Source organism: Pseudomonas capsici, assembly GCF_017165765.1.
Taxonomy (GTDB): Bacteria; Pseudomonadota; Gammaproteobacteria; order Pseudomonadales; family Pseudomonadaceae; genus Aquipseudomonas; species Aquipseudomonas capsici.
Window position 1 is genome coordinate 20,950 of sequence record NZ_JAFGZD010000005.1, and the last position, 19,061, is coordinate 40,010.

Consider the following 19,061-nt stretch of genomic DNA (forward strand, 5'->3'; position numbering starts at 1 on the left):
GTGCACGCCTGTGGGGCGATGAATTTTCTCTGATTCACAGCCCTGTCGCGAGCAAGCTCCCTCCAACAGTAGACTTTTTCAGCCCTGATCTTCCGCCGGATAGCGGCTGTCATTCAGGCTTTCCTTGATCTTGCGCAAATGCGGCTGGAAGTCCACGCCGCGACGCAGGGTCATGCCGGTGGCCAGTACGTCGAGGACGGTCAGCTGGATGATCCGGGAGGTCATCGGCATGTAGATGTCGGTGTCTTCAGGCAGCGGAATATTCAGGCTAACGGTGCTGGCCTTGGCCAGGGGAGAACCCGCGGCGGTGAGGCCCAGTACCGAAGCACCGTTGGCCCGCGCAATGCGCGCCACTTCCACCAGTTCACGGGTGCGCCCGGTGTAGGAAATGATCACGAACAACTCACCAGTATGCGCCACCGAGGCGATCATACGTTGCATCAGCACATCCGCATGGGCGGTGACCGCCAGGTTGAAGCGGAAGAACTTGTGCTGGGCATCCAGCGCCACGGGGGCCGAGGCGCCCAGGCCGAAGAAGTGGATCTGGCGGGCCTGGATCAGCATGTCCACCGACTTGCTGATCAGCGTCGGGTCCAGTTGCTGGCATGCGCTGTCCAGTGACGCGATGGCGCTGCCGAAAATCTTCTGGGTGTAGGCCTCGGGGTTATCGTCGGCTTCCACTGCGCGGCTGACATAGGCCGCACCGCTGGCCAGGCTTTGCGCCAGTTGCAGTTTCAGTTCGGGATAACCGCTGACGTTGAACGAACGGCAAAAGCGATTGACCGTCGGCTCGCTGACTTTCGCTGCCTGGGCAAGCGCCGCAATGCTGAGACGCGTGGCCATCTGCGGGTTGAGCAGGATCACCTCGGCGACCTTGCGTTCAGCCTTGTTCAGCTCTTCGAGCCGGACCTGGATCTGCTCCAGGAGATTTTTTGCGCGGTCCATTCAAAGTCCTTGTCGCGGCTGATTGCCAACGGTTTTGTATTAGCTCTTTAGCCTGTAGCAAAGGTGGCCTATCGTACTGGTGGCCTGTGTCGATCACCACTGGAATATGGTTTTAGACAAAATGTTGTGGTTATTACTACATATGGCCTTGAGTAACGCCTTTAAAAAAGGTATTTGTAGCCTAACTTGATAAAAGAACCAACATTATGCCCTCGATTACGGTTGAACCGTGCACTTTTGCCTTGTTTGGCGCCTTGGGCGACCTGGCGGTGCGCAAGCTGTTCCCGGCTCTTTACCAACTCGACCGCGCCGGATTGCTGCATGAAGACACCCGGATTCTTGCCCTGGCGCGCGAGCCTGGCACCGAGCAGTCGCATCTGGCGTACATCGAAAAATCCATGCGTCGCTTCATCCCCGAGGCTGAACTGGAAGCGGACAACGTTGAGCGTTTCAAGGCGCGCCTGAGCTATCTGCACGTGGACTTCCTCAAGGCAGAGGATTACGTCGCGCTGGCCGAGCGTGTCGGCGATGCCGAAACCCTGATCGCCTACTTCGCCACACCGGCATCGGTCTATGGCGCCATCTGCGAGAACCTGGCTTCGGTCGGCCTGGCCGATCGCACTCGTGCCGTGCTGGAAAAACCCATTGGTCATGACCTGGCGTCCTCGCGACGGGTCAACGATGCCGTGGCGCAGTTCTTTCCGGAAAACCGCGTCTACCGGATCGACCACTATCTGGGCAAGGACACGGTACAGAACCTCATTGCCCTGCGCTTCGCCAACAGCCTGTTCGAGACCCAGTGGAACCAGAACCACATCTCCCACGTGGAAATCACCGTGGCCGAGAAGGTGGGCATCGAAGGTCGCTGGGGGTATTTCGATCAGGCCGGCCAGTTGCGCGACATGATTCAGAACCACTTGCTGCAACTGCTCTGCCTGATCGCCATGGACCCGCCCAGCGACCTGTCTGCCGACAGTATCCGTGACGAGAAGGTCAAGGTGCTCAAGGCGCTGGCACCATTCACTCCCGAGCGTCTGGCCACTCAGGTGGTACGCGGTCAGTACACCGCCGGTTACAGCGAAGGCAAGTCGGTCCCCGGCTATCTGGAGGAAGAAAACTCCAATACCCAGAGCGACACCGAAACCTTCGTGGCCCTGCGCGCCGACATCCGCAACTGGCGCTGGTCGGGTACGCCGTTCTATCTGCGTACCGGCAAGCGCATGCCGCAGAAGCTGTCGCAGATCGTGATCCACTTCAAAGAGCCGCCGCACTACATCTTCGCGCCCGAGCAGCGTCTGCAGATCAGCAACCGACTGATCATTCGCCTGCAGCCCGACGAGGGCATTTCCCTGCAAGTGATGACCAAGGATCAGGGCCTGGACAAAGGCATGCAGTTGCGCAGCGGCCCGTTGCAACTGAATTTTTCCGACACCTACCGCAGCGCCCGGGTCCCGGATGCCTATGAGCGGTTGTTGCTGGAAGTGATGCGCGGCAATCAGAACCTGTTTGTTCGCAAAGATGAAATCGAGTACGCGTGGCAGTGGTGCGATCAGTTGATCGCCGGCTGGAAGAAGGCAGGCGATGCGCCCAAGCCTTACGCCGCCGGTTCCTGGGGCCCCATGAGCTCCATTGCCCTGATTACTCGTGATGGGAGGTCGTGGTATGGCGATATGTGATCTGGAGCTGCCAGCAGGGCTGGTGGCACGCGAATTCGATAACCCGCAACAGCTGGCCGGTGCGCTGGCTGGCAATGTGGCCGAGCGCCTGAATGCCGCCATCGCCGCAAATGGCGTGGCGACCCTGGTGGTGTCCGGTGGGCGCAGCCCGGTGGCGTTTTTCCAGAGTCTGGTCGAACAGCCGGTGGACTGGTCCCGGGTGGTCATCAGCCTGGCTGACGAGCGCTGGGTGCCGGTCGAGCATGCCGACAGCAATGCCGGCCTGTTGCAGCGCCACTTGCTGCAAGGCCCTGTGGCCGAGGCGAAGTTCATCGGCCTGTATACCCCGGCAGAGAGCCTGGAACAGGCGGCTCTGGCAGCGGACGAGATTCTGGCGCAGTTGCCGACCATCGATGTGCTGATTCTGGGCATGGGCGACGACGGGCATACCGCGTCCCTGTTCCCCGGCAGTCCGAACCTCGAACAGGCGCTGAGCCTGGATGACGAGCGTCGCTGCCTGCCGATGCTGGCCCCCAGCGTGCCTCATCAGCGGCTGACCCTGACTCGTCGTCTGCTGGCTTCGGCGCGTCATCCGATTCTTTCCGTGTCCGGCCAGGCCAAGCTCGACACATTGCGCACGGCGCTGGCGGGCGACGATATCGCTCAACTGCCGGTCCGTGCCTTCCTCAACTCAACACTTGAGATTTACTGGTGCCCATAAGCAAAGGATCCGTCGCCATGACAACGAACGAAAATAATCAGCCGCGAAACAGCATGGCGAACAAGATTGCCCAGATCGACGAACTCTGCGCCAAGGCCAGAATCCTGCCGGTCATTACCATTGCCCGCGACGAGGATGTCCTGCCGCTGGCCGATGCCCTGGCAGCCGGTGGCCTGACGGCTCTGGAAATCACCTTGCGTTCGGCCTTTGGCCTGAGTGCGATCCGTATCCTGCGCGAGCAGCGCCCCGAATTGTGCGTGGGTGCTGGCACCGTGCTGGATCGCAAGATGCTGGCCGATGCCGAAGCGGCCGGTTCGCAATTCATCGTGACACCCGGCAGCACCCACGATCTGCTGCAGGCAGCGGTGGACAGCCCGCTGCCGATGCTGCCCGGCATCAGCAGCGCTTCGGAAATCATGATCGGTTATGCCCTGGGCTATCGTCGCTTCAAGCTGTTCCCGGCTGAAATCAGCGGCGGCGTGGCGGCAATCAAGGCCTTGGGCGGTCCGTTCAATGAGGTGCGTTTCTGCCCCACTGGCGGCGTGAATGCCGAGAACCTCAAGAGCTATATCGCTCAGCCCAACGTGATGTGCGTGGGTGGCACCTGGATGATCGACAACGCCTGGGTCAAGAATGGCGACTGGGGTCGCATCCAGGAAGCTACTGCCGAGGCGCTGGCGCTGTTCGACTGAACATTCGGCTTCGGGCATCAGGCCCGGGGCCTTCAAAGAAGTTGTTGTTGGTTTGTATGGCTTTGCGGTGCTCCCTGGTCCGGAGCGCCGTTTTTTTTTGCCTGTAATGAAGCTGTCGCGAGCAAGCTCCTTCTCACAGGATGAGCACAATCCTTGTGGGAGGGGGCTTGCCCGCGACGGGCAAGACGGTATCTACAGGCTGGATAGGAGCCAATTCATTCGCGAAGAGGTTGCCGAGGCTTTGTACGCAGCGGATCCAGCAATCCGCTCAGGCCGTTGTGATCGATTTCCTGCATCAAGGCCAACAGGCCACCCAATTCGCCCTGAGGGAAGCCTTCCCTGGCGAACCAGTTCAGATAATGGCCGGGCAGGTCGGCAATCAATCGGCCTTTGTACTTGCCGAAAGGCATTTCACGGGTGACCAGCAGTTTGAGTTTTTCCGGGTTCATGTGTAAGCCATCGGTAACGTAATGCAAATGAGAACATGCCTGCATTCTGCATGCAGGCAAAACGACAGTTCATGCAGAAAGAGCGGGTGGTCGGTCCTTTATTTTTTATAAGTCATTGAAAATTATAGATAAAAATCAATAAAACAAGCTGGCATGGGGACTGCAATCAAGTAAGTCAGCAACAAGACTTTTTCCACACTGCCTAGTAAGGATATTGAAATGACCGACGTCAATAAAGAATCCATTGACCTGCTCAACGATCTGATCGAAACCAGCAAAGACGGTCAAAAGGGCTTTGAAACCAGCGCCGATGATCTGAAGAACCCTGCGCTCAAGAGCTTCTTCGAGACCCGTGCCAGCGAGTGCCGCACTGCAGTAAGCGAACTGCAGAGTGAAGTCCGTTCTCTGGGCGGTGACCCGGAAACCGGTTCCAGCGCTGCTGGCGCTCTGCACCGTGCCTGGGTCGACCTCAAGTCTGTGCTGACCGGCAAGAGCGATGAAGCGATTCTCAATGAAGTGGAGCGTGGCGAGGATCACGCACTGAAGGCTTACAAGGAGGCTCTGCAGAAGGCTCAGGAAAAACACCTGCCTGACCGCGTGGTTGCCCTGGTGCGTAAGCAACTGGATGGCACCCAGAGCAATCATGATCGCGTGAAGATCCTGCGTGATCAGGTGCGTCAAGCGTCCTGATCATCTGGCAGCACTGCTGCAAGCCTGAAGAAAAACGCCAGCCAGTCTGGCGTTTTTTGCGTTCAGTCCCTGGCGAACACCCTTTGCTCCACTCGATTGCGCCCGTTGTTCTTGGCCTGATACAGCGCCTTGTCTGCCTGACCGAACAGCGCTTCCAGTTTGTTGCCCTGATGAACGATCTGCGAGGCGACGCCAATGCTTACCGTGACCCTTTGTTCGTCGACAGTGAACACAGGCATGGCTTCCACCGACTTGCGGATCGATTCGGCCAGTGCCATGGCTCCTGGCAGGTCGGTTTCCGGCAACACCACGACAAACTCCTCGCCACCATAACGGGCCGCAATATCGCCCGGGCGGCGGATATTGCGTGAAATGGTCCAGGCGACCTTGCGCAATGCTTCATCGCCACCCTGATGACCATGGCATTCGTTGAAGGCCTTGAAGTGGTCCACGTCTATCATCAGCAGCGATAAAGGCTTGCCGGAGCGCAGTGCCCGCGCCCATTCGATGTCCATTGCATCATCGAGCTGACGCCGGTTGGCCAGCCCGGTCAGGCCGTCGGTGGCGGCCAGGCTTGCCAGTTGGTCTTCGGCCTGGTGACGGCGGCGCAGTTCGCGGCACAGCAGAAAGGTCAGCCACATGATCCCGATGCACAGTACACCGGTAGCGCTGCCCACCAGCCAGGCATTGCGCCTCCAGACGGTATAGACCTCCTCTTCGGCCTGACCGATCACGACAATCAGGGGCAAGTCGCCGACCCGGGAAAAGGTATAGAAACGCATGGACTTGAGCTGGGAGGACATGGCCGTGAAGCTGCCGGTGCCTTCCTGCACGATACGTTTGAAGTTATCCGAGGCACTGTAATCCTTGCCGGTCAGATCCTGGCCTTCGACATCGGGGTAGCGAACCAGCATGGTGCCTTGCGCCGTGATCAGGCTGATACTGCTGCCCTTGTCCAGGACCTGGCTTTTGAACAGTTCCCTGAAATACACCAGACGCATGACGCCACTGGCGACGCCTTCAAACTCGCCATTGGGGCCGGACAGGCGACGGCTGAGGCTGATGCACCAGTCCGGATTGCCCCAGCGGGTCTTGAATGGGCCATTGACGTGCAGATCCGGGGAGGTGTTTTTCAGGTGGTACTGGAAATATTCACGATCTGAAAAGTTATCGTTGCGTGGAATGACCGACAGCGAGTCGGCAATAATCTTTCCGTCTTTATCCAGCAGAACCATATCGCCTTTGAAGGGCGCTATTGTAGAGCGGTCGAACAGGACAAGTTGTCGCAGCTCCGCTGAAATGTCCGGCAGGTCAGGGCGTTTCCATGACTTGAGAATGCCTTGCAATGAAGTGTCATACAGCTCGGCATTGCGCATGACATCGGCATTGATCAATTGAACGATATTGGACGCTGTACGGGCCGCAGACGATGTTGCGTCGGCACGTTCGCGAGCCAGCAGGAACGCGACAATGAGCAGAATGGCAAGCATCGACAGCGAACTGCCGCCGATGAGCACTTTTTCGGAACGCGTCCATTTATAGGGTGCAGGTTGCACGGTTACAGGAGAATTCATCGCAGCCGTTGTACTTCCGGAACAGAGCGGTCGAGGCCCGGATATATATCACGCTCTTTATGAAAAGATAGAAATTAATTCAAGTAAGGGCGGCTTTTCCGGGGCGAAATCCGAATAAGCGTAGTTTCTCTATGTGCTGTTTGTTGACGTGATTTTTATGACGCCGCAGTTAGAGCGGTAAATGGATTCCGAATGTATTGAAACCCTGTTCGCTTCTCACAAAGACCGTACCGCCATGCATCAGGGCAATGGCTTTGACGATTGCCAGGCCCAGCCCGTGATTCGCTCCGCTGTTGCTGCGTGAAGCGTCTACCCGATAGAAACGCTCGAACAGCCTGGGCAGATGCTCTTGCGCTATTGGCGGTCCGGGGTTGGCGATGCCGATGCTGACATGTTCGCTGCCTGGCTGAATATCTACACGTATCACCTGACCGGGGCCGGTGTGTTGCACTGCATTGTGTAGCAGATTGATCAGGGCACGACGCAAGTGGGCTTTCTCGATGGGAACGCTGGCATCACCTTGTACTTCGACTGTGACCTGAGCGTCTTCCAGAATGAAATCCAGATAATCGAGGGTGGTGGCGACTTCCTCGGCAAGAGAGGCGCAGGTCAGCTCCGTGGCTTTGCTGCCCTGGTCGGCGCTGGCCAGGAACAGCATGTCATTGATGATCGAGCGCAGCCGCTCCAGTTCTTCGAGATTCGATTGCAGCACCTCGAAGTAATGCTCGGCCGAACGACCCCGGGTCAGGGCCACCTGGGTCTGGCCGATGAGGTTGGTCAGCGGCGAACGCAGTTCATGGGCCACATCGGCGTTGAAGGATTCCAGCCGTGAATAGGCCTGCTCGACACGTTCCAGGGTCGAGTTGAAAGAGGTGACGAACTGTTCCAGCTCCGGGGGCAGTGGTGACAGGCGCAGACGACCGGACAAGTGAGGCGGCGACAGCTTGCTGGCCTCCCAGGAGAGACTGGCCAGCGGTCGCAGGCCAATGCGCGCCACCCAGTAACCCAGGACCGAAGCCAGCACGACACCGACCACTGCCAGGCTGATGAGGGCAATCAGCAGCGAGTGTTGGGTATGCCAGAACGTCTCTGTGTCGATGGCCGTCATGAAGCGCAGCGTGGGGCGCTGGTCCTTGGCCGGGAACTCGCTGACCAGCACCTTGAAAGGGTACGGATGATCGGCCAGCCTGAACTCGTGCATGCCCAATGGGCCGTGGGCCAGACGGCGGATCTGGGCATCGGGATTGCCGTATTCGTAGAGCGGATTGTCGCTGACCACCCAGAAACGGATACGCTTGTCTTCCTCGCTCAGCAGGCTGAGCTTGTTCTTGATCTTGCCCCAGTGCTCGGGGTTGCCGAAGCGACTGACCGCAGACTCCAGCACGCTGTAGCGCGCATCCACCTCGGCCTTGGGCAGCAGATCCAGGCCCTTGTCGACCTGCAGATACAAGACCCAGCCGATCAGCAGAAACACCCCGAAGGCAACCAGCGCGAACAGGCCGCTCAGGCGCAGGGCGATGGAATCAGTCCGCACTGCGGTTCTCCAGCACATAGCCCATGCCGCGAATGGTATGCAGCAGTTTGTGTTCGTGAGGCCCATCGAGCTTGGCGCGCAGGCGCTTGATCGCGACTTCGACGACGTTGGCGTCGCTGTCGAAATTGATGTCCCAGACCATCTCGGCAATCGAGGTCTTGGAGAGGATTTCCCCCTGACGCCGGGCCAGCACACTGAGCAGCGAAAACTCCTTGGCAGTCAGTTCCAGGCGCACCCCGGCGCGAGTGGCCTTGCGGCTGATAAGGTCGATCCACAGATCGGCGATGCTGATCTGTACCGGCTCATGACCGCCGCTGCGCCGGGTCAGGGCTTGCAGGCGGGCGACCAGTTCCAGAAAGGAAAAGGGTTTGCCCAGATAATCGTCGGCCCCTTCGCGCAGGCCGCGAATCCGGTCATCCACCTGCTCGCGTGCGGTCAGCATGATCACCGGCGTCTGCTTTTTCGCCCGCAGGGCGCGCAGCACGCCAAAGCCATCGAGGCCCGGCAGCATCACGTCGAGAATGATGACCGCGTATTCGTTTTCCAGGGCCAGGTGCAGCCCTTCGATGCCGTCCCGTGCCAGGTCCACGGTATAGCCTTGCTCGGTCAGACCGCGATGCAGGTAATCCGCTGTTTTCTCTTCGTCTTCGATAATCAGCACGCGCATGGGACGACTCTCACTTGTGGATGGCCAGCGCTGGCGCAGGTTCTGGCTGGCGGCGATGGAACAGCCGTTCCAGTTGCAGATAAATGACCGGCGTGGTGAACAGCGTCAGCATCTGGCTGACCAGCAGGCCACCGACCACCGCAATCCCCAGCGGCTGGCGCAGTTCGGCACCGACCCCGAAACCGAGCATCAACGGCAGGGCACCGAGCAGGGCGGGGAGGGTGGTCATGATAATCGGTCGGAAGCGCGTCAGGCAGGCTTCGTAGATCGCCTCCCGTGGCGTCATGCCTTGTTCGCGCTGGGCTTCGAGCGCGAAGTCCACCAGCAGGATGCCGTTTTTCTTGACGATGCCGATCAGCAGTACTACGCCTATCAGCGCCATGATCGAAAAGTCCTGGCCCATCAGCCACAGCAGCAACAGCGCACCGATGCCCGCCGAGGGCAGGGTGGAAATGATGGTCAGCGGGTGGACGAAACTCTCGTAGAGCACGCCCAGAATGATGTACACCGCCACCAGCGCCGCGAGAATCAGCCAGGGCTGGTTGGCCAGCGAACTCTGGAAAGCCTGGGCTGCACCCTGGAAGTTGCCGATGATTGCCGCCGGCATGCCGATGTCTTTCTTGGCCTCATCCAGCATGCGTACCGCATCGCCCAGCGCCACGCCCGAGGCCAGGTTGAATGACAGGTTGGCGGCCGGGAACATGCCGTCATGGCTGATGGACAACGGACCCATGGTCGGCGGGCTGACTCTGGCCACTGCCGACAGCGGCACCATCTCGTTGGTCAGGGGCGAGCGCAGATAGAAATAGTTCAGGCTTTCGGCCTTGCCGCGCTGTTGCGCATCCAGTTCCAACACGACCTTGTACTGGTTGACCTCGGTCTGGAATTCACTGATCTGCCGCTGGCCGAAGGCGTCGTAGAGTGCCTGATCGACATCGGCGGTGGTCAGTCCGAAGCGTGAGGCGGCGCTGCGGTCGATTTCGATATGGGTCACGCTGCCGCCCAGTTGCAGGTCGTTGGACAGGTCGCGGAAGGCCGGGTTGCTGCGCAGTTTTTCGGTCAGGCGCTGGGTCCAGGTATTGAGCAGGTCGCCATCGTTGCTCTTGAGCACGTATTGATACTGGCTGCGGCTGGGGCCGGAACTGAGGTTGATGTCCTGTCCGGCACGCAGATAAAGCACGATGCCGGGCACCTTGGCCAGTTTCGGTCGAAGGCGGTCGATGAACTCATTGACCGATACGTCCCGCTGCGCCCGTGGCTTGAGAGAAATCCAGAAGCGGCCGTTGGCGATGGTCTGGTTGCTGCCGCTGACGCCCACCGAATGCGAGAACGCCAGCACCGCCGGGTCTGCGCCGACGATCTTGGCCAGTTCCAGATGTTTCTTCACCATGTCCGGATAGGAGATATCGGCTGCCGCTTCGGTGGTGCCAAGGGCGAACGCAGTGTCCTGGACCGGGAAGAAGCCTTTGGGGATCGCCACATAGCCGACAACGGCCAGCACCAGGGTCAGGCCGAATACGCCGAGTGTCAGGCGCTGATGAGCCAGTGCCTTGCGCAAGCCGCGCTCATAGAGTGCCAGCAGTCGTTCGCCAAACCCGGGTTTCTGGTGCTGGTCGTGCTTGGGAGCACGCATGAACATGGCGGCGAGCGTCGGGGCCAGGGTCAGGGACACCACGACAGAAATCAGAATGGTCGCCGTGGCTGTCAGGGCAAACTCCTTGAACAGTCGCCCGACCACGCCGCCCATGAACAGCAGCGGAATGAAGGCAGCCACCAGAGAGAAACTGATCGACACCACCGTGAAGCCGATTTCCCCCGAACCCTTGATCGCCGCCTCGCGCATGCTCTGGCCCGCTTCAAGGTGGCGATGGATGTTCTCCACCACCACGATGGCGTCGTCGACCACGAAGCCGACGGCCACCACAATCGCCACCAGGGTCAGGTTGTTGAGGCTGAAGCCCATGACGTACATCATCGCGAAGCTGGCAATCAGCGATACGCCCAGGACGCTGCTGACGATCAGGGTGGCAGACAACTGGCGCAGGAACAGCGCCATGACTGCGATCACCAGCAAGACGGCGATCAGCAGAGTCAGTTCGACTTCATGCAGCGAGGCACGGATGGTGCGGGTCCGGTCGTTGAGCACTGAAACGTCTACCGATGCCGGCAGCATTTCCCGCAGTCGCGGCAGCTCGCGCTGAACGCGGTCCACGGTATCGACGATGTTGGCACCTGGCTGGCGGAAGATCGCGATATTGACGCCCTGCTGGTCACCGGACCAGGTCTTGACGTAGGCGTTTTCCGAGCCGTTGATGACCCGTGCCACATCCTTGAGGTGCACGGGCGCGCCGTCCTTGTAGGAGACGATCAACTGCGCGTAATCCTGGGGTTTGAACAACTGGTCGTTGGCAGACAGCGTGGAAATACTGTCCTTGCCATACAAGGCACCCTTGGCCAGGTTCAGGCTGGTCTGCTGTACGGACTGGCGTATATCGGCCAGGGTCAGGCCCAGTGCAGCGAGTTTTTCCGGTGCCGCCTGGATGCGAATCGCCGGGCGTTGCTGCCCTGCGATTGCCACTTGGCCAACGCCTTCTATCTGACTGATCTGCCTGGCCAGCAGGGTTTCGGTGATATCGCTCAGTTCGGTGCCGGGCATCAGACTGGAGCTGACACTGAGGATCAACACCGGGCTGTCGGCCGGGTTGACCTTTCGCCAGGTCGGCAGATTGGGCAGATCGGCGGGCAAGCGCCCTGCGGCGGTGTTGATGGCGGCCTGGACTTCCTGGGCGGCGGTATCGATGCTTTTGTTGAGGGTGAATTGCAGGGTCAGGTTGGTCGAGCCCAGCGCACTGCTGGACGTCATCTGGGTCATGCCCGGTATGGCGCTGAACTGCACTTCAAGGGGCGTGGCCACCGAGGATGCCATGGTTTCCGGGCTGGCGCCGGGAAGCTGGGCGCTGACCTGGATGGTCGGAAACTCTGCTTCCGGCAACGGCGCGATGGGCAGGCGCGGAAAGGCAATGGCTCCCAGCAATACCAGGGCAAACGTCAGCAGCAGCGTGGCGACCGGATGATCGATGCACCAGGCCGAGATCGAGCCGCGACCTTTCATTGCGCGCTCCCCACCTTGAGCAAGGCAGGCTGTGGCGATTCTCTCACCACCTCGATCCGTGTCCCCGGCCTGAGTCGCGACTGCCCGTCGCTGACCAGTACGTCACCAACCTTCGGCCCGCTGATCAGGGTCAGGTCACTGTCCTGATAAAGCACTGTGACGGGCACCACTTCGACTTTCTGTTCATCCGTGACCCGATACACATAATGCTGGTCGATGCCACGCTGCACGACTTGCGGCGGGACCTTGAGCGAGTTGCGTTCGATGCCGGTCTGGATCTTTACCGTGACCAGTTGTCCGGGCCAGAGTTTTTCGTCGCGGTTGTCGAACTGCGCCTTGGCGCGAATGGTGCCAGTGGTGGGCGATACCTGATTGTCGATCAGCGACAGTTTGCCTTCCCCCAGCAGCGTGCCGTTGGCACCGTCGCCCAGGTAAGCCTTGACTGCCGCCGCAGCAGGGTTGGCGGTCAGTGTCTGCAGGGTCGGCAGCATTTGCTGTGGCAGGGAGAACTCCACCGCAACCGGGTCTATCTGAGTGACGGAAAACATTCCGGTGGCATCGCTGACACGCAGAAAGTTGCCTTCGTCCACATTGCGAATACCGACCCGACCCGTCACCGGCGAGCGAATCTGGGTGTGGGAAAGCTGTACCTGGGCGGCATTGATGTTTGCCTGGTTACCGAGCACGGTGGCCGTGAGCTGGCGCACCAGGGCCTGTTGCTGATCGAAGGTCTGCCTGGAGATGCCGTTGTCGTCAGTAAGCTGGCGATAGCGCTTGAGGTCCACCTGCGCCACATCCAGTTGCGCCTGGCTCTGGGCCAGTTGTGCGCGGGCCTGTTCGAGGGTGGCACGAATCGAGCGGTCATCCAGAGTTGCCAGCAGGTCGCCAGCTTTTACCGATTGTCCTTCCTTAACCAGCAGCCGGGTCAGGATGCCGTCCACCTGCGGGCGAATCACCACGCTCTGCAGCGACAGGACCGAACCTATTCCGGTCACGAAGCGTGGCACATCCTCGGCAGTGACATTGATCACCTTGACCGGAACGGCGACCGGCGTGTTTGTCTTGATTGCAGCAGGACGCGTCAAGTTCCAGGCAGCAATCGCGGCAAGCGTTGCGAGGGTGGCCACAGCAAGGACGATTCTGGTCTGTTTACGCATGTGAAGAAGGCGCCGGGAGGGTCAAGTGAGAAACCATGATGTCTGGTGCTCCTTATAGCGGGTAAACCCGGTCAGTAGAATGACTTTTAGCTGTCAGAATTGTCAGCTAGCGTCCTGTAGCGAGGCGCAGCATCAAGAACGACGCGTTTCGGGCGATAGCTATTTCAGGTTGCATTGGAAGACGCTTGAAATACTCATGGTCCTGATGCATGAAGTTATTGCATATCTATTTTCAGAAACTTCGTGCTATCTATGAGAAAAGTCCTACAAGTAATGTACGATTTTTCTGGCGGTTGATCCTTTTGTCGACTTAACTCAAATCTGTCGGTTGATCAAACGGAGTAGTGCCATGAAGCGCGAGGCGTCGGTGTGGAGAAAGTTTCTCGAGGCTGTACCCAGCGCTCGAAAACTGGCTGCTTTTATGGGAACTTCTGTAATGCTTTTATCTGCGTCCGGTATGGCGCAAAGCGACGCACTGAAGTTTACTGGGCAACTGGTCAATACCGGCTGTCATGTTGCACAGGCTTCCGCCGGCGTGACAGATAATGAAGTTCGTTACTTGCAGATTTCCGGTGTCAGGGTACAGATCAGTGCCGCACGCGATGCCTGCGCAGAGAAGGACATTCCGTTTACCCTGCAATATGAAGCATTGCCCGTTGCCTTGCAGACAGGCATACAGAATCCGGACAAAAGTCAGACAGGATTGATCATAGTGACGTATCAATAATCTCGTTTTTTCATGAGCCGTCATGCAGGAAAGCATTACGGTTTTTTTAGTGCCGAAGAAAAGCCGAACAGGATTGCCTAAATACAATCTTTGGTTGACCGTTTTACTCTGTCTTTCTATGCAGGCCTCGCTTTATAAGGTCTGTAGGGCATTTTTAATATTTCCTACAGAAACGTCCTGCAATTCAAGTTGGCCTATCTCATATTTCAAAGTCATTAGCCTGACAGCGGCTAAAAAGTCCGGGACCTATAGTGCTCGCCGTCCGATAGTGGGCACACACGAAATAACACAAGGAATGTCGTTGGTATGAAAAAGCTGTCTCTCACATTAGCTGTAATGGGCGTTCTGGGGTTGGGTGCTACGGGCATGGCTAACGCCGCCAACAACGGTAAGTTGATATTCAATGGAACGCTGACCAATATTTCCTGTGATGTCGCTCCAGGCACGGGTGTCAGTCCGGGTACCAACCCTGGTGAAATCAATGTCGATCTTGGAAATGTTTCGTTTTCCGATATCGGCCTTTCGAGCGAAAGCAAACTCGAAACGGCGATGCCTATTCAGCTACTGGTCAACTGCAGTGCCGGTGCCGATCAGTACAACATGGTGAAAATGCGCTTTACCGCCCGTAATGGCAGTGGTCTGGATAACAATGATCCGAAACTGTTGCGCACCACCGGTGCTGCCGACGGTGTCGGTATCGGTCTGCTTAATGCATCCAATGTACTCATGGACCTGAGCGGTAACGAAACCATCGACAACACCCTGATCAAGGATGGTGCGGGTGGTGCAACGGCAGAAATCAACTTCGGTGCCGTTTATGTTCTCAATGGCACACCGACCAATCCGGGTAATGCCGATGGTTTCATGCCTTTCGTGCTGGACTACGAGTAATGAAACGGCAGGGTGAGCATCGCTCGCCCTGCCTCATGCCGAACTCAATGCGAATGTCACCCATGTTATTTACTTCTTTTCGCTCTGCCATCGTTCTGGCGGTCGGGTTGTGGATGTCGGCCGTCGAGGCGGGCATTGTGCTCAATACCACGCGGGTCATTTATCAGGGCGGTGACAAGGAAGCCAGTTTTGGCGTGCACAACAGTGGCGGCGGAGAAATTCTTCTGCAGTCCTGGCTGGAAGCGCCGAGCGGCACGGACAAGGTCGCTGCGAACCTGCCTTTTGTCGTGGCTCCGGCTCTTGCCCGCATGGCAGGCGGCAGTCGGCAACTGTTGCGCATCATCTATGCCGGGACCGGTTTGCCGCAAGACCGGGAGTCGGTGCTCTGGCTCAATGTGCAGGAGATTCCCCAGACCGCCTCGGAAAATACCCTGCAGATTGCGATACGTCAGCGCATCAAGGTGTTCTTTCGGCCTCAGGGGCTGAAGGAAGATCCGGCGCAGGCCCCGGAAATGTTGCGCTGGCGTCTGCTCAAGGGCGATGTACTGGAGGTCGAGAATCCAGGCCCTTATCACGTCTCGATGCTCAAGCTGTCCACCCGTCAGGGCGGCAAGGAACTGGCGAGTCTCGAAAGCCATATGCTTTCGCCGGGCCAGAGTCTGCGCCTGACGCTGATGCACAAGTCCGGCAACGGGCCTGTGGCGCTGAGTTTCATCAGCATCAATGACTTCGGTGGGCAGGTGCCTTATCAAGCGACCCTCAAGGGCGAGCAAGTCACTTTGGCCAGTAAAACCCGATAGCGATAACTCTCAAATATTAGCCTGGACGCTTTTATTGATTCTCAACCCTTTGAGTACTGACGATAACAGTGACTCGGTAGTCGTGCGCCTGCGTGAAAGGATTCCGCTGCACGTAAGATCTGCGAAGTAGAGTGAAAACAGCTAATGGAATGGCACCACCAGAAGAACAAGAAAGTTCTGACAGACCCGGGTCTGCATGGCAGAGCAAACTGGATCAAAGGCAATCCCCGACGGTCATGGCTGCGATGTCGGCTGGCGATTGCGGGGGTGAGCCTGTGTATGACGGCGTTCACTGTGGTATCGGCAGAGAGGCAAGGCGCACAGCCGGTCAGGTTCAATACGGCTTTCATTCAAGGCAGCGACCAGCCCCCCGATCTTCAGGAGTTTCTGCGCTCCAACAGTGTATTACCCGGTACTTACCGGGTGGATGTGTATGTCAACCGCACGCTGAGCGGTCGCCGGGATATCACATTCAGCCGCAACGAAACCTCCGGTCTTGTCGAGCCCTGTCTTGACCCGGACATGTTGCAGAGTTTCGGGCTGGACCCGCAGCGTTTGACGGTGACCGACGGGCAGGAATGTTTCGATCTGGCGAGCAACATCGAATTCGCCCGCGTCGATTACCGGCCTGATGCCCTGCGTCTCGATATCAGTGTTCCGCAGGCTGCCATGGCGCGCAGCAGGCGGGGTTATGTGTCACCGGAACTCTGGGATCAGGGAGAGACAGCCGGTTTCATCAATTACAACTTCAATGGCTCAAGGCGCGGTCAACGTGGGCAGCGCTCGGACCAGTATTACCTCGGGCTGCGCAATGGCTTCAATCTCGGGGCCTGGCGACTGCGCAACGAGTCCTCGCTGGTGCATGGCGATGATCGGCCAAGTCGCTTTCGCAGCAACCGCACTTTCGCGCAACGCGATATCACGGCACTCAAGAGCCAGCTCACGCTGGGGGAAACCTTTACCGATTCCCAAGTATTCGACAGTGTGCGTTTCAAGGGCGCCACCATGGCGTCCGATGACGGGATGCTCTCCGATAGCGAGCGCACCTATGCACCGGTGATTCGTGGCACTGCCGAAACCAACGCCACGGTCGAGGTCCGGCAGAACGGTTTCATGCTTTACAGCGGCAATGTTTCGCCCGGCCCGTTCGAGATCACCGACATTTACCCGAGCGGTTCCAATGGGGATCTGCTGGTGACCATCATCGAGGCAGACGGGCGACGCCGTAGCTTTACCCAGGCGTATGCCTCCTTGCCGATCATGGTGCCGGCCGGCTCGTTTCGCTACAGCCTCGCCGCCGGTCAGGTGGACAGCAACGACGATCATCAGGCCTCGCCGAACTTCACCAGCGCCGCTGTCATTTACGGTCTTTCCGAACGGGTTACCGGCTTTGGCGGCCTGCAAGTGGCTGAAGACTACAACGCCGCCAATATCGGGACCGGGGTCAATACCGGTCTGGGAGCCGTGTCTTTCGATATCACCCATTCCAACAGCGAACTGAAGCGACAGACCCGCAGCGGTCAGAGTATGCGGGTGCGTTATGCCAACACGCTGGATGTCACCAGCACCACACTGGCAGTGGCCGGTTATCGTTATTCCACCGAGCAATACCGGACCCTCAACCAGCATGTCAGTGAAACGGACGAGCGACCGGGGCTGCTCGCCAATGGCCGGGCCCGGGACCGTCTGGAGCTTAACGTCACTCAGGTCCTGCCCAGCCAGACCGGCTCGCTGAGCCTGACCGCTTCCGAACAGCGCTACTGGAATCTGTCCGGCAAGACCCGTCAGTTGTATCTGTCCTACAACGCGGCCTGGCGTACCTTGAATTACAGCCTGTCGCTGGAGCGCAATCAGACATCCGGCACCCAGGGCAGAAGTGAAAACGACAACCGTCTGGCTCTGAGCATGACCTTGCCGCTGGGAGACAAGCCGGGTTCTTCGCGTCTTTCGTTCAATGCCGTGCGCGACGATAACGGTGAATACAACCTGCAGAGCGGAGTCAACGGTCAGGTGCTGGACCGGCGCGACCTGTTCTACTCGTTACAGGCCGGGCATGACAGCACCTCCGGCAACTTCGGTGCCGGCAAGCTCAATGTCACGACGTCTTACGGGCGTTTCGAGACGGGCTACAGCCGGGGGCGTGATTATGATGCCTTGACCCTGGCCGCATCGGGTTCGCTGGTGGCTCATGGTGGCGGGATCAACCTGGGGCAGCCGCTGGGAGAAACCTTCGCCCTGGTTCAGGTACCGGAGGTGGGAGGCGCCCGACTGAAGTCCTACAGTAATGTGGAAACCTCGGACAATGGCTATGCGGTCCTGCCATACGCCCAGCCTTATCGCACCAACTGGGTTTCGCTGGACACCCGACAACTGGGTGCCGATATCGAACTGGAAAACGCGATCAGCCAGATCGTGCCGCGTCGTGGCGCAATACCTCTGGTGAGTTTCAAGGCATCCCAGGGCCGACGTGTGCAGTTCGAGCTGGTACGTGCCGATGCCAGCCAGATTCCTCTGGGGGCCAGTGTCGAGGATGAACAGGGCAGGAGTCTGGCCATTGTCGATCCCCACAGTCAGGCACTGGTGCTCAGCGAGAAAGACAGTGGCGTATTGCAGGTGCAATGGTCGGGGCAGAGCTGTCGGGCTCCGTTCACTCTTCCGCCCAGAAACCCCGCGCATGCCTATGAGCGGCTCAGGGTGGTTTGCCAATGAGCCGGGGATTGCGTCGCATGATATTTGCGCTGCTCTGCTGGGTGAGCGGCAATGCGCAGGCGGTGGTTTCGCTGGCGGGTACGCGACTGATTTTTGAAGGTACCTTTCGCGAAGCCAGTATCCAGGCCAGCAATCCCGGTGAACATGATGTGCTCATCCAGGTCTGGCTGAGCGCTCCTCAGGACAGTGACGAAACCGCCAGGGAGCAGCGAACGGTTCTGCCCTTTGTCGTCACTCCGCATTTTTCCCGTCTGCCAGCAGGCGCAAGGCAGGAATTGCGGGTGCTGTATCAGGGCACAGGCATGCCCGAAGATCGCGAGTCATTGCTGCACCTGTACGTTCTGGAAGTGCCGCGGCGGCGTGAGGGCATCAATCAGCTCAATATCGCCGTGCGTCAGCGTATCAATGTGTTCTACCGACCTTCCGGCCTGCCGGGCGACCCGGCTGAAACAGTCGGGCTTCTGGGCTGGAGCCTGACGGATGACGCTGTTCGCGTCAGCAACCCCACGCCTTATCACGCCACCCTCCAAGCGGTGAAGCTCGATGACTTTCTGCTCAGCGATTACCTGCTGCTGGAGCCGGGCGCTCGTCTCGAGTTGCCGATGCCGCGCCGGGCCCGGCCACAAGTCTTTTCCTTCAAGGGGCTGACCGACTATGGCGGTCAGCGCTCCTATTGCACGCGGTTGAACGGGCGAATGCCGTTCACTGACACCATCCCACTCCAGGAAGAATGCTGAT

16 protein-coding genes are annotated in these 19,061 nt (G+C 58.8%); 9 read left to right on the forward strand and 7 right to left on the reverse strand.

Annotation, left to right across the window (positions count from 1 at the left end; all coding sequences use genetic code 11):
* Positions 1–78 precede the first annotated feature (78 nt).
* Positions 79–945, reverse strand: coding sequence for a MurR/RpiR family transcriptional regulator (locus tag JSY17_RS08295; RefSeq protein ID WP_025258773.1), 867 nt, complete (start codon positions 943–945; stop codon positions 79–81).
* A gap of 206 nt (positions 946–1,151) precedes the next feature.
* Between JSY17_RS08295 and zwf the strand changes: the two genes are divergently transcribed.
* From zwf to JSY17_RS08310, 3 genes are read left to right on the forward strand one after another with little or no spacing between them, the layout of a single operon-like run.
* Complete coding sequence (gene zwf / locus JSY17_RS08300) at positions 1,152–2,621, forward strand: glucose-6-phosphate dehydrogenase (protein ID WP_117184484.1); 1,470 nt, start codon at positions 1,152–1,154, stop codon at positions 2,619–2,621.
* The gene (gene pgl / locus JSY17_RS08305) at positions 2,608–3,321 is read left to right on the forward strand and encodes a 6-phosphogluconolactonase (RefSeq protein ID WP_117184488.1); all 714 of its coding nucleotides are present in this window, start codon (positions 2,608–2,610) and stop codon (positions 3,319–3,321) included. The genes zwf and pgl overlap by 14 nt, the downstream gene beginning before the upstream one ends.
* A gap of 17 nt (positions 3,322–3,338) precedes the next feature.
* Positions 3,339–4,013, forward strand: a complete 675-nt coding sequence (locus JSY17_RS08310) for a bifunctional 4-hydroxy-2-oxoglutarate aldolase/2-dehydro-3-deoxy-phosphogluconate aldolase (RefSeq protein ID WP_117164408.1) — start codon at positions 3,339–3,341, stop codon at positions 4,011–4,013.
* A 215-nt stretch (positions 4,014–4,228) separates the two neighbouring features.
* On the opposite strand, the gene JSY17_RS08315 is transcribed toward JSY17_RS08310, so the two are convergent.
* Positions 4,229–4,462, reverse strand: coding sequence for a DUF3820 family protein (locus JSY17_RS08315; RefSeq protein WP_117164410.1), 234 nt, complete (start codon positions 4,460–4,462; stop codon positions 4,229–4,231).
* 219 nt (positions 4,463–4,681) lie between these two features.
* Between JSY17_RS08315 and JSY17_RS08320 the strand changes: the two genes are divergently transcribed.
* Entirely contained in the window at positions 4,682–5,152 is a 471-nt protein-coding gene (locus JSY17_RS08320; protein ID WP_206400718.1) for a ferritin-like domain-containing protein, read from the forward strand.
* 62 nt (positions 5,153–5,214) lie between these two features.
* Here the strand turns inward: JSY17_RS08320 and JSY17_RS08325 are convergent, their stop codons facing one another.
* The 5 genes from JSY17_RS08325 to JSY17_RS08345 all read right to left on the reverse strand — a co-directional run bounded on the left by JSY17_RS08325 (position 5,215) and on the right by JSY17_RS08345 (position 13,196).
* Positions 5,215–6,726 (reverse strand): sensor domain-containing diguanylate cyclase, encoded by a 1,512-nt coding sequence (locus tag JSY17_RS08325; protein ID WP_122371807.1) that lies wholly within the window; start codon positions 6,724–6,726, stop codon positions 5,215–5,217.
* Between the two features lie 169 nt (positions 6,727–6,895).
* Entirely contained in the window at positions 6,896–8,260 is a 1,365-nt protein-coding gene (locus tag JSY17_RS08330) for a heavy metal sensor histidine kinase (protein WP_117184482.1), read from the reverse strand.
* Complete coding sequence (locus tag JSY17_RS08335) at positions 8,250–8,927, reverse strand: heavy metal response regulator transcription factor (RefSeq protein WP_117186386.1); 678 nt, start codon at positions 8,925–8,927, stop codon at positions 8,250–8,252. The genes JSY17_RS08330 and JSY17_RS08335 overlap by 11 nt, the downstream gene beginning before the upstream one ends.
* A gap of 10 nt (positions 8,928–8,937) precedes the next feature.
* Complete coding sequence (locus tag JSY17_RS08340) at positions 8,938–12,039, reverse strand: multidrug efflux RND transporter permease subunit (protein ID WP_206400720.1); 3,102 nt, start codon at positions 12,037–12,039, stop codon at positions 8,938–8,940.
* The gene (locus tag JSY17_RS08345) at positions 12,036–13,196 is read right to left on the reverse strand and encodes an efflux RND transporter periplasmic adaptor subunit (protein WP_117184474.1); all 1,161 of its coding nucleotides are present in this window, start codon (positions 13,194–13,196) and stop codon (positions 12,036–12,038) included. Before JSY17_RS08345 ends, JSY17_RS08340 begins: the two co-directional genes overlap by 4 nt.
* A 349-nt stretch (positions 13,197–13,545) precedes the next feature.
* Between JSY17_RS08345 and JSY17_RS08350 the strand changes: the two genes are divergently transcribed.
* From JSY17_RS08350 to JSY17_RS08370, 5 genes are all read left to right on the forward strand, one after another.
* Positions 13,546–13,923, forward strand: coding sequence for a hypothetical protein (locus JSY17_RS08350; RefSeq protein ID WP_117184475.1), 378 nt, complete (start codon positions 13,546–13,548; stop codon positions 13,921–13,923).
* A gap of 306 nt (positions 13,924–14,229) precedes the next feature.
* Positions 14,230–14,814, forward strand: coding sequence for a fimbrial protein (locus JSY17_RS08355; protein WP_117184476.1), 585 nt, complete (start codon positions 14,230–14,232; stop codon positions 14,812–14,814).
* Between the two features lie 62 nt (positions 14,815–14,876).
* Positions 14,877–15,614, forward strand: a complete 738-nt coding sequence (locus JSY17_RS08360) for a fimbrial biogenesis chaperone (protein ID WP_200979904.1) — start codon at positions 14,877–14,879, stop codon at positions 15,612–15,614.
* 279 nt (positions 15,615–15,893) lie between these two features.
* Complete coding sequence (locus JSY17_RS08365) at positions 15,894–18,323, forward strand: fimbria/pilus outer membrane usher protein (RefSeq protein WP_232849351.1); 2,430 nt, start codon at positions 15,894–15,896, stop codon at positions 18,321–18,323.
* Positions 18,314–19,060, forward strand: coding sequence for a fimbrial biogenesis chaperone (locus tag JSY17_RS08370; protein ID WP_404823330.1), 747 nt, complete (start codon positions 18,314–18,316; stop codon positions 19,058–19,060). The genes JSY17_RS08365 and JSY17_RS08370 overlap by 10 nt, the downstream gene beginning before the upstream one ends.
* Position 19,061: the final 1 nt, after the last annotated feature.

Excerpts from the sequence above, each read along its gene's own strand:
- JSY17_RS08295 (WP_025258773.1), bottom strand. The coding sequence starts at position 945 with ATGGACCGCGCAAAAAATCTCCTGGAGCAGATCCAGGTCCGGCTCGAA.
- JSY17_RS08360 (WP_200979904.1), top strand. The coding sequence starts at position 14,877 with ATGTTATTTACTTCTTTTCGCTCTGCCATCGTTCTGGCGGTCGGGTTG.
- JSY17_RS08355 (WP_117184476.1), top strand. The coding sequence starts at position 14,230 with ATGAAAAAGCTGTCTCTCACATTAGCTGTAATGGGCGTTCTGGGGTTG.
- JSY17_RS08350 (WP_117184475.1), top strand. The coding sequence starts at position 13,546 with ATGAAGCGCGAGGCGTCGGTGTGGAGAAAGTTTCTCGAGGCTGTACCC.
- JSY17_RS08320 (WP_206400718.1), top strand. The coding sequence starts at position 4,682 with ATGACCGACGTCAATAAAGAATCCATTGACCTGCTCAACGATCTGATC.
- zwf (WP_117184484.1), top strand. The coding sequence starts at position 1,152 with ATGCCCTCGATTACGGTTGAACCGTGCACTTTTGCCTTGTTTGGCGCC.
- pgl (WP_117184488.1), top strand. The coding sequence starts at position 2,608 with ATGGCGATATGTGATCTGGAGCTGCCAGCAGGGCTGGTGGCACGCGAA.
- JSY17_RS08310 (WP_117164408.1), top strand. The coding sequence starts at position 3,339 with ATGACAACGAACGAAAATAATCAGCCGCGAAACAGCATGGCGAACAAG.
- JSY17_RS08325 (WP_122371807.1), bottom strand. The coding sequence starts at position 6,726 with ATGAATTCTCCTGTAACCGTGCAACCTGCACCCTATAAATGGACGCGT.
- JSY17_RS08340 (WP_206400720.1), bottom strand. The coding sequence starts at position 12,039 with ATGAAAGGTCGCGGCTCGATCTCGGCCTGGTGCATCGATCATCCGGTC.
- JSY17_RS08345 (WP_117184474.1), bottom strand. The coding sequence starts at position 13,196 with ATGCGTAAACAGACCAGAATCGTCCTTGCTGTGGCCACCCTCGCAACG.
- JSY17_RS08315 (WP_117164410.1), bottom strand. The coding sequence starts at position 4,462 with ATGAACCCGGAAAAACTCAAACTGCTGGTCACCCGTGAAATGCCTTTC.
- JSY17_RS08365 (WP_232849351.1), top strand. The coding sequence starts at position 15,894 with ATGACGGCGTTCACTGTGGTATCGGCAGAGAGGCAAGGCGCACAGCCG.
- JSY17_RS08335 (WP_117186386.1), bottom strand. The coding sequence starts at position 8,927 with ATGCGCGTGCTGATTATCGAAGACGAAGAGAAAACAGCGGATTACCTG.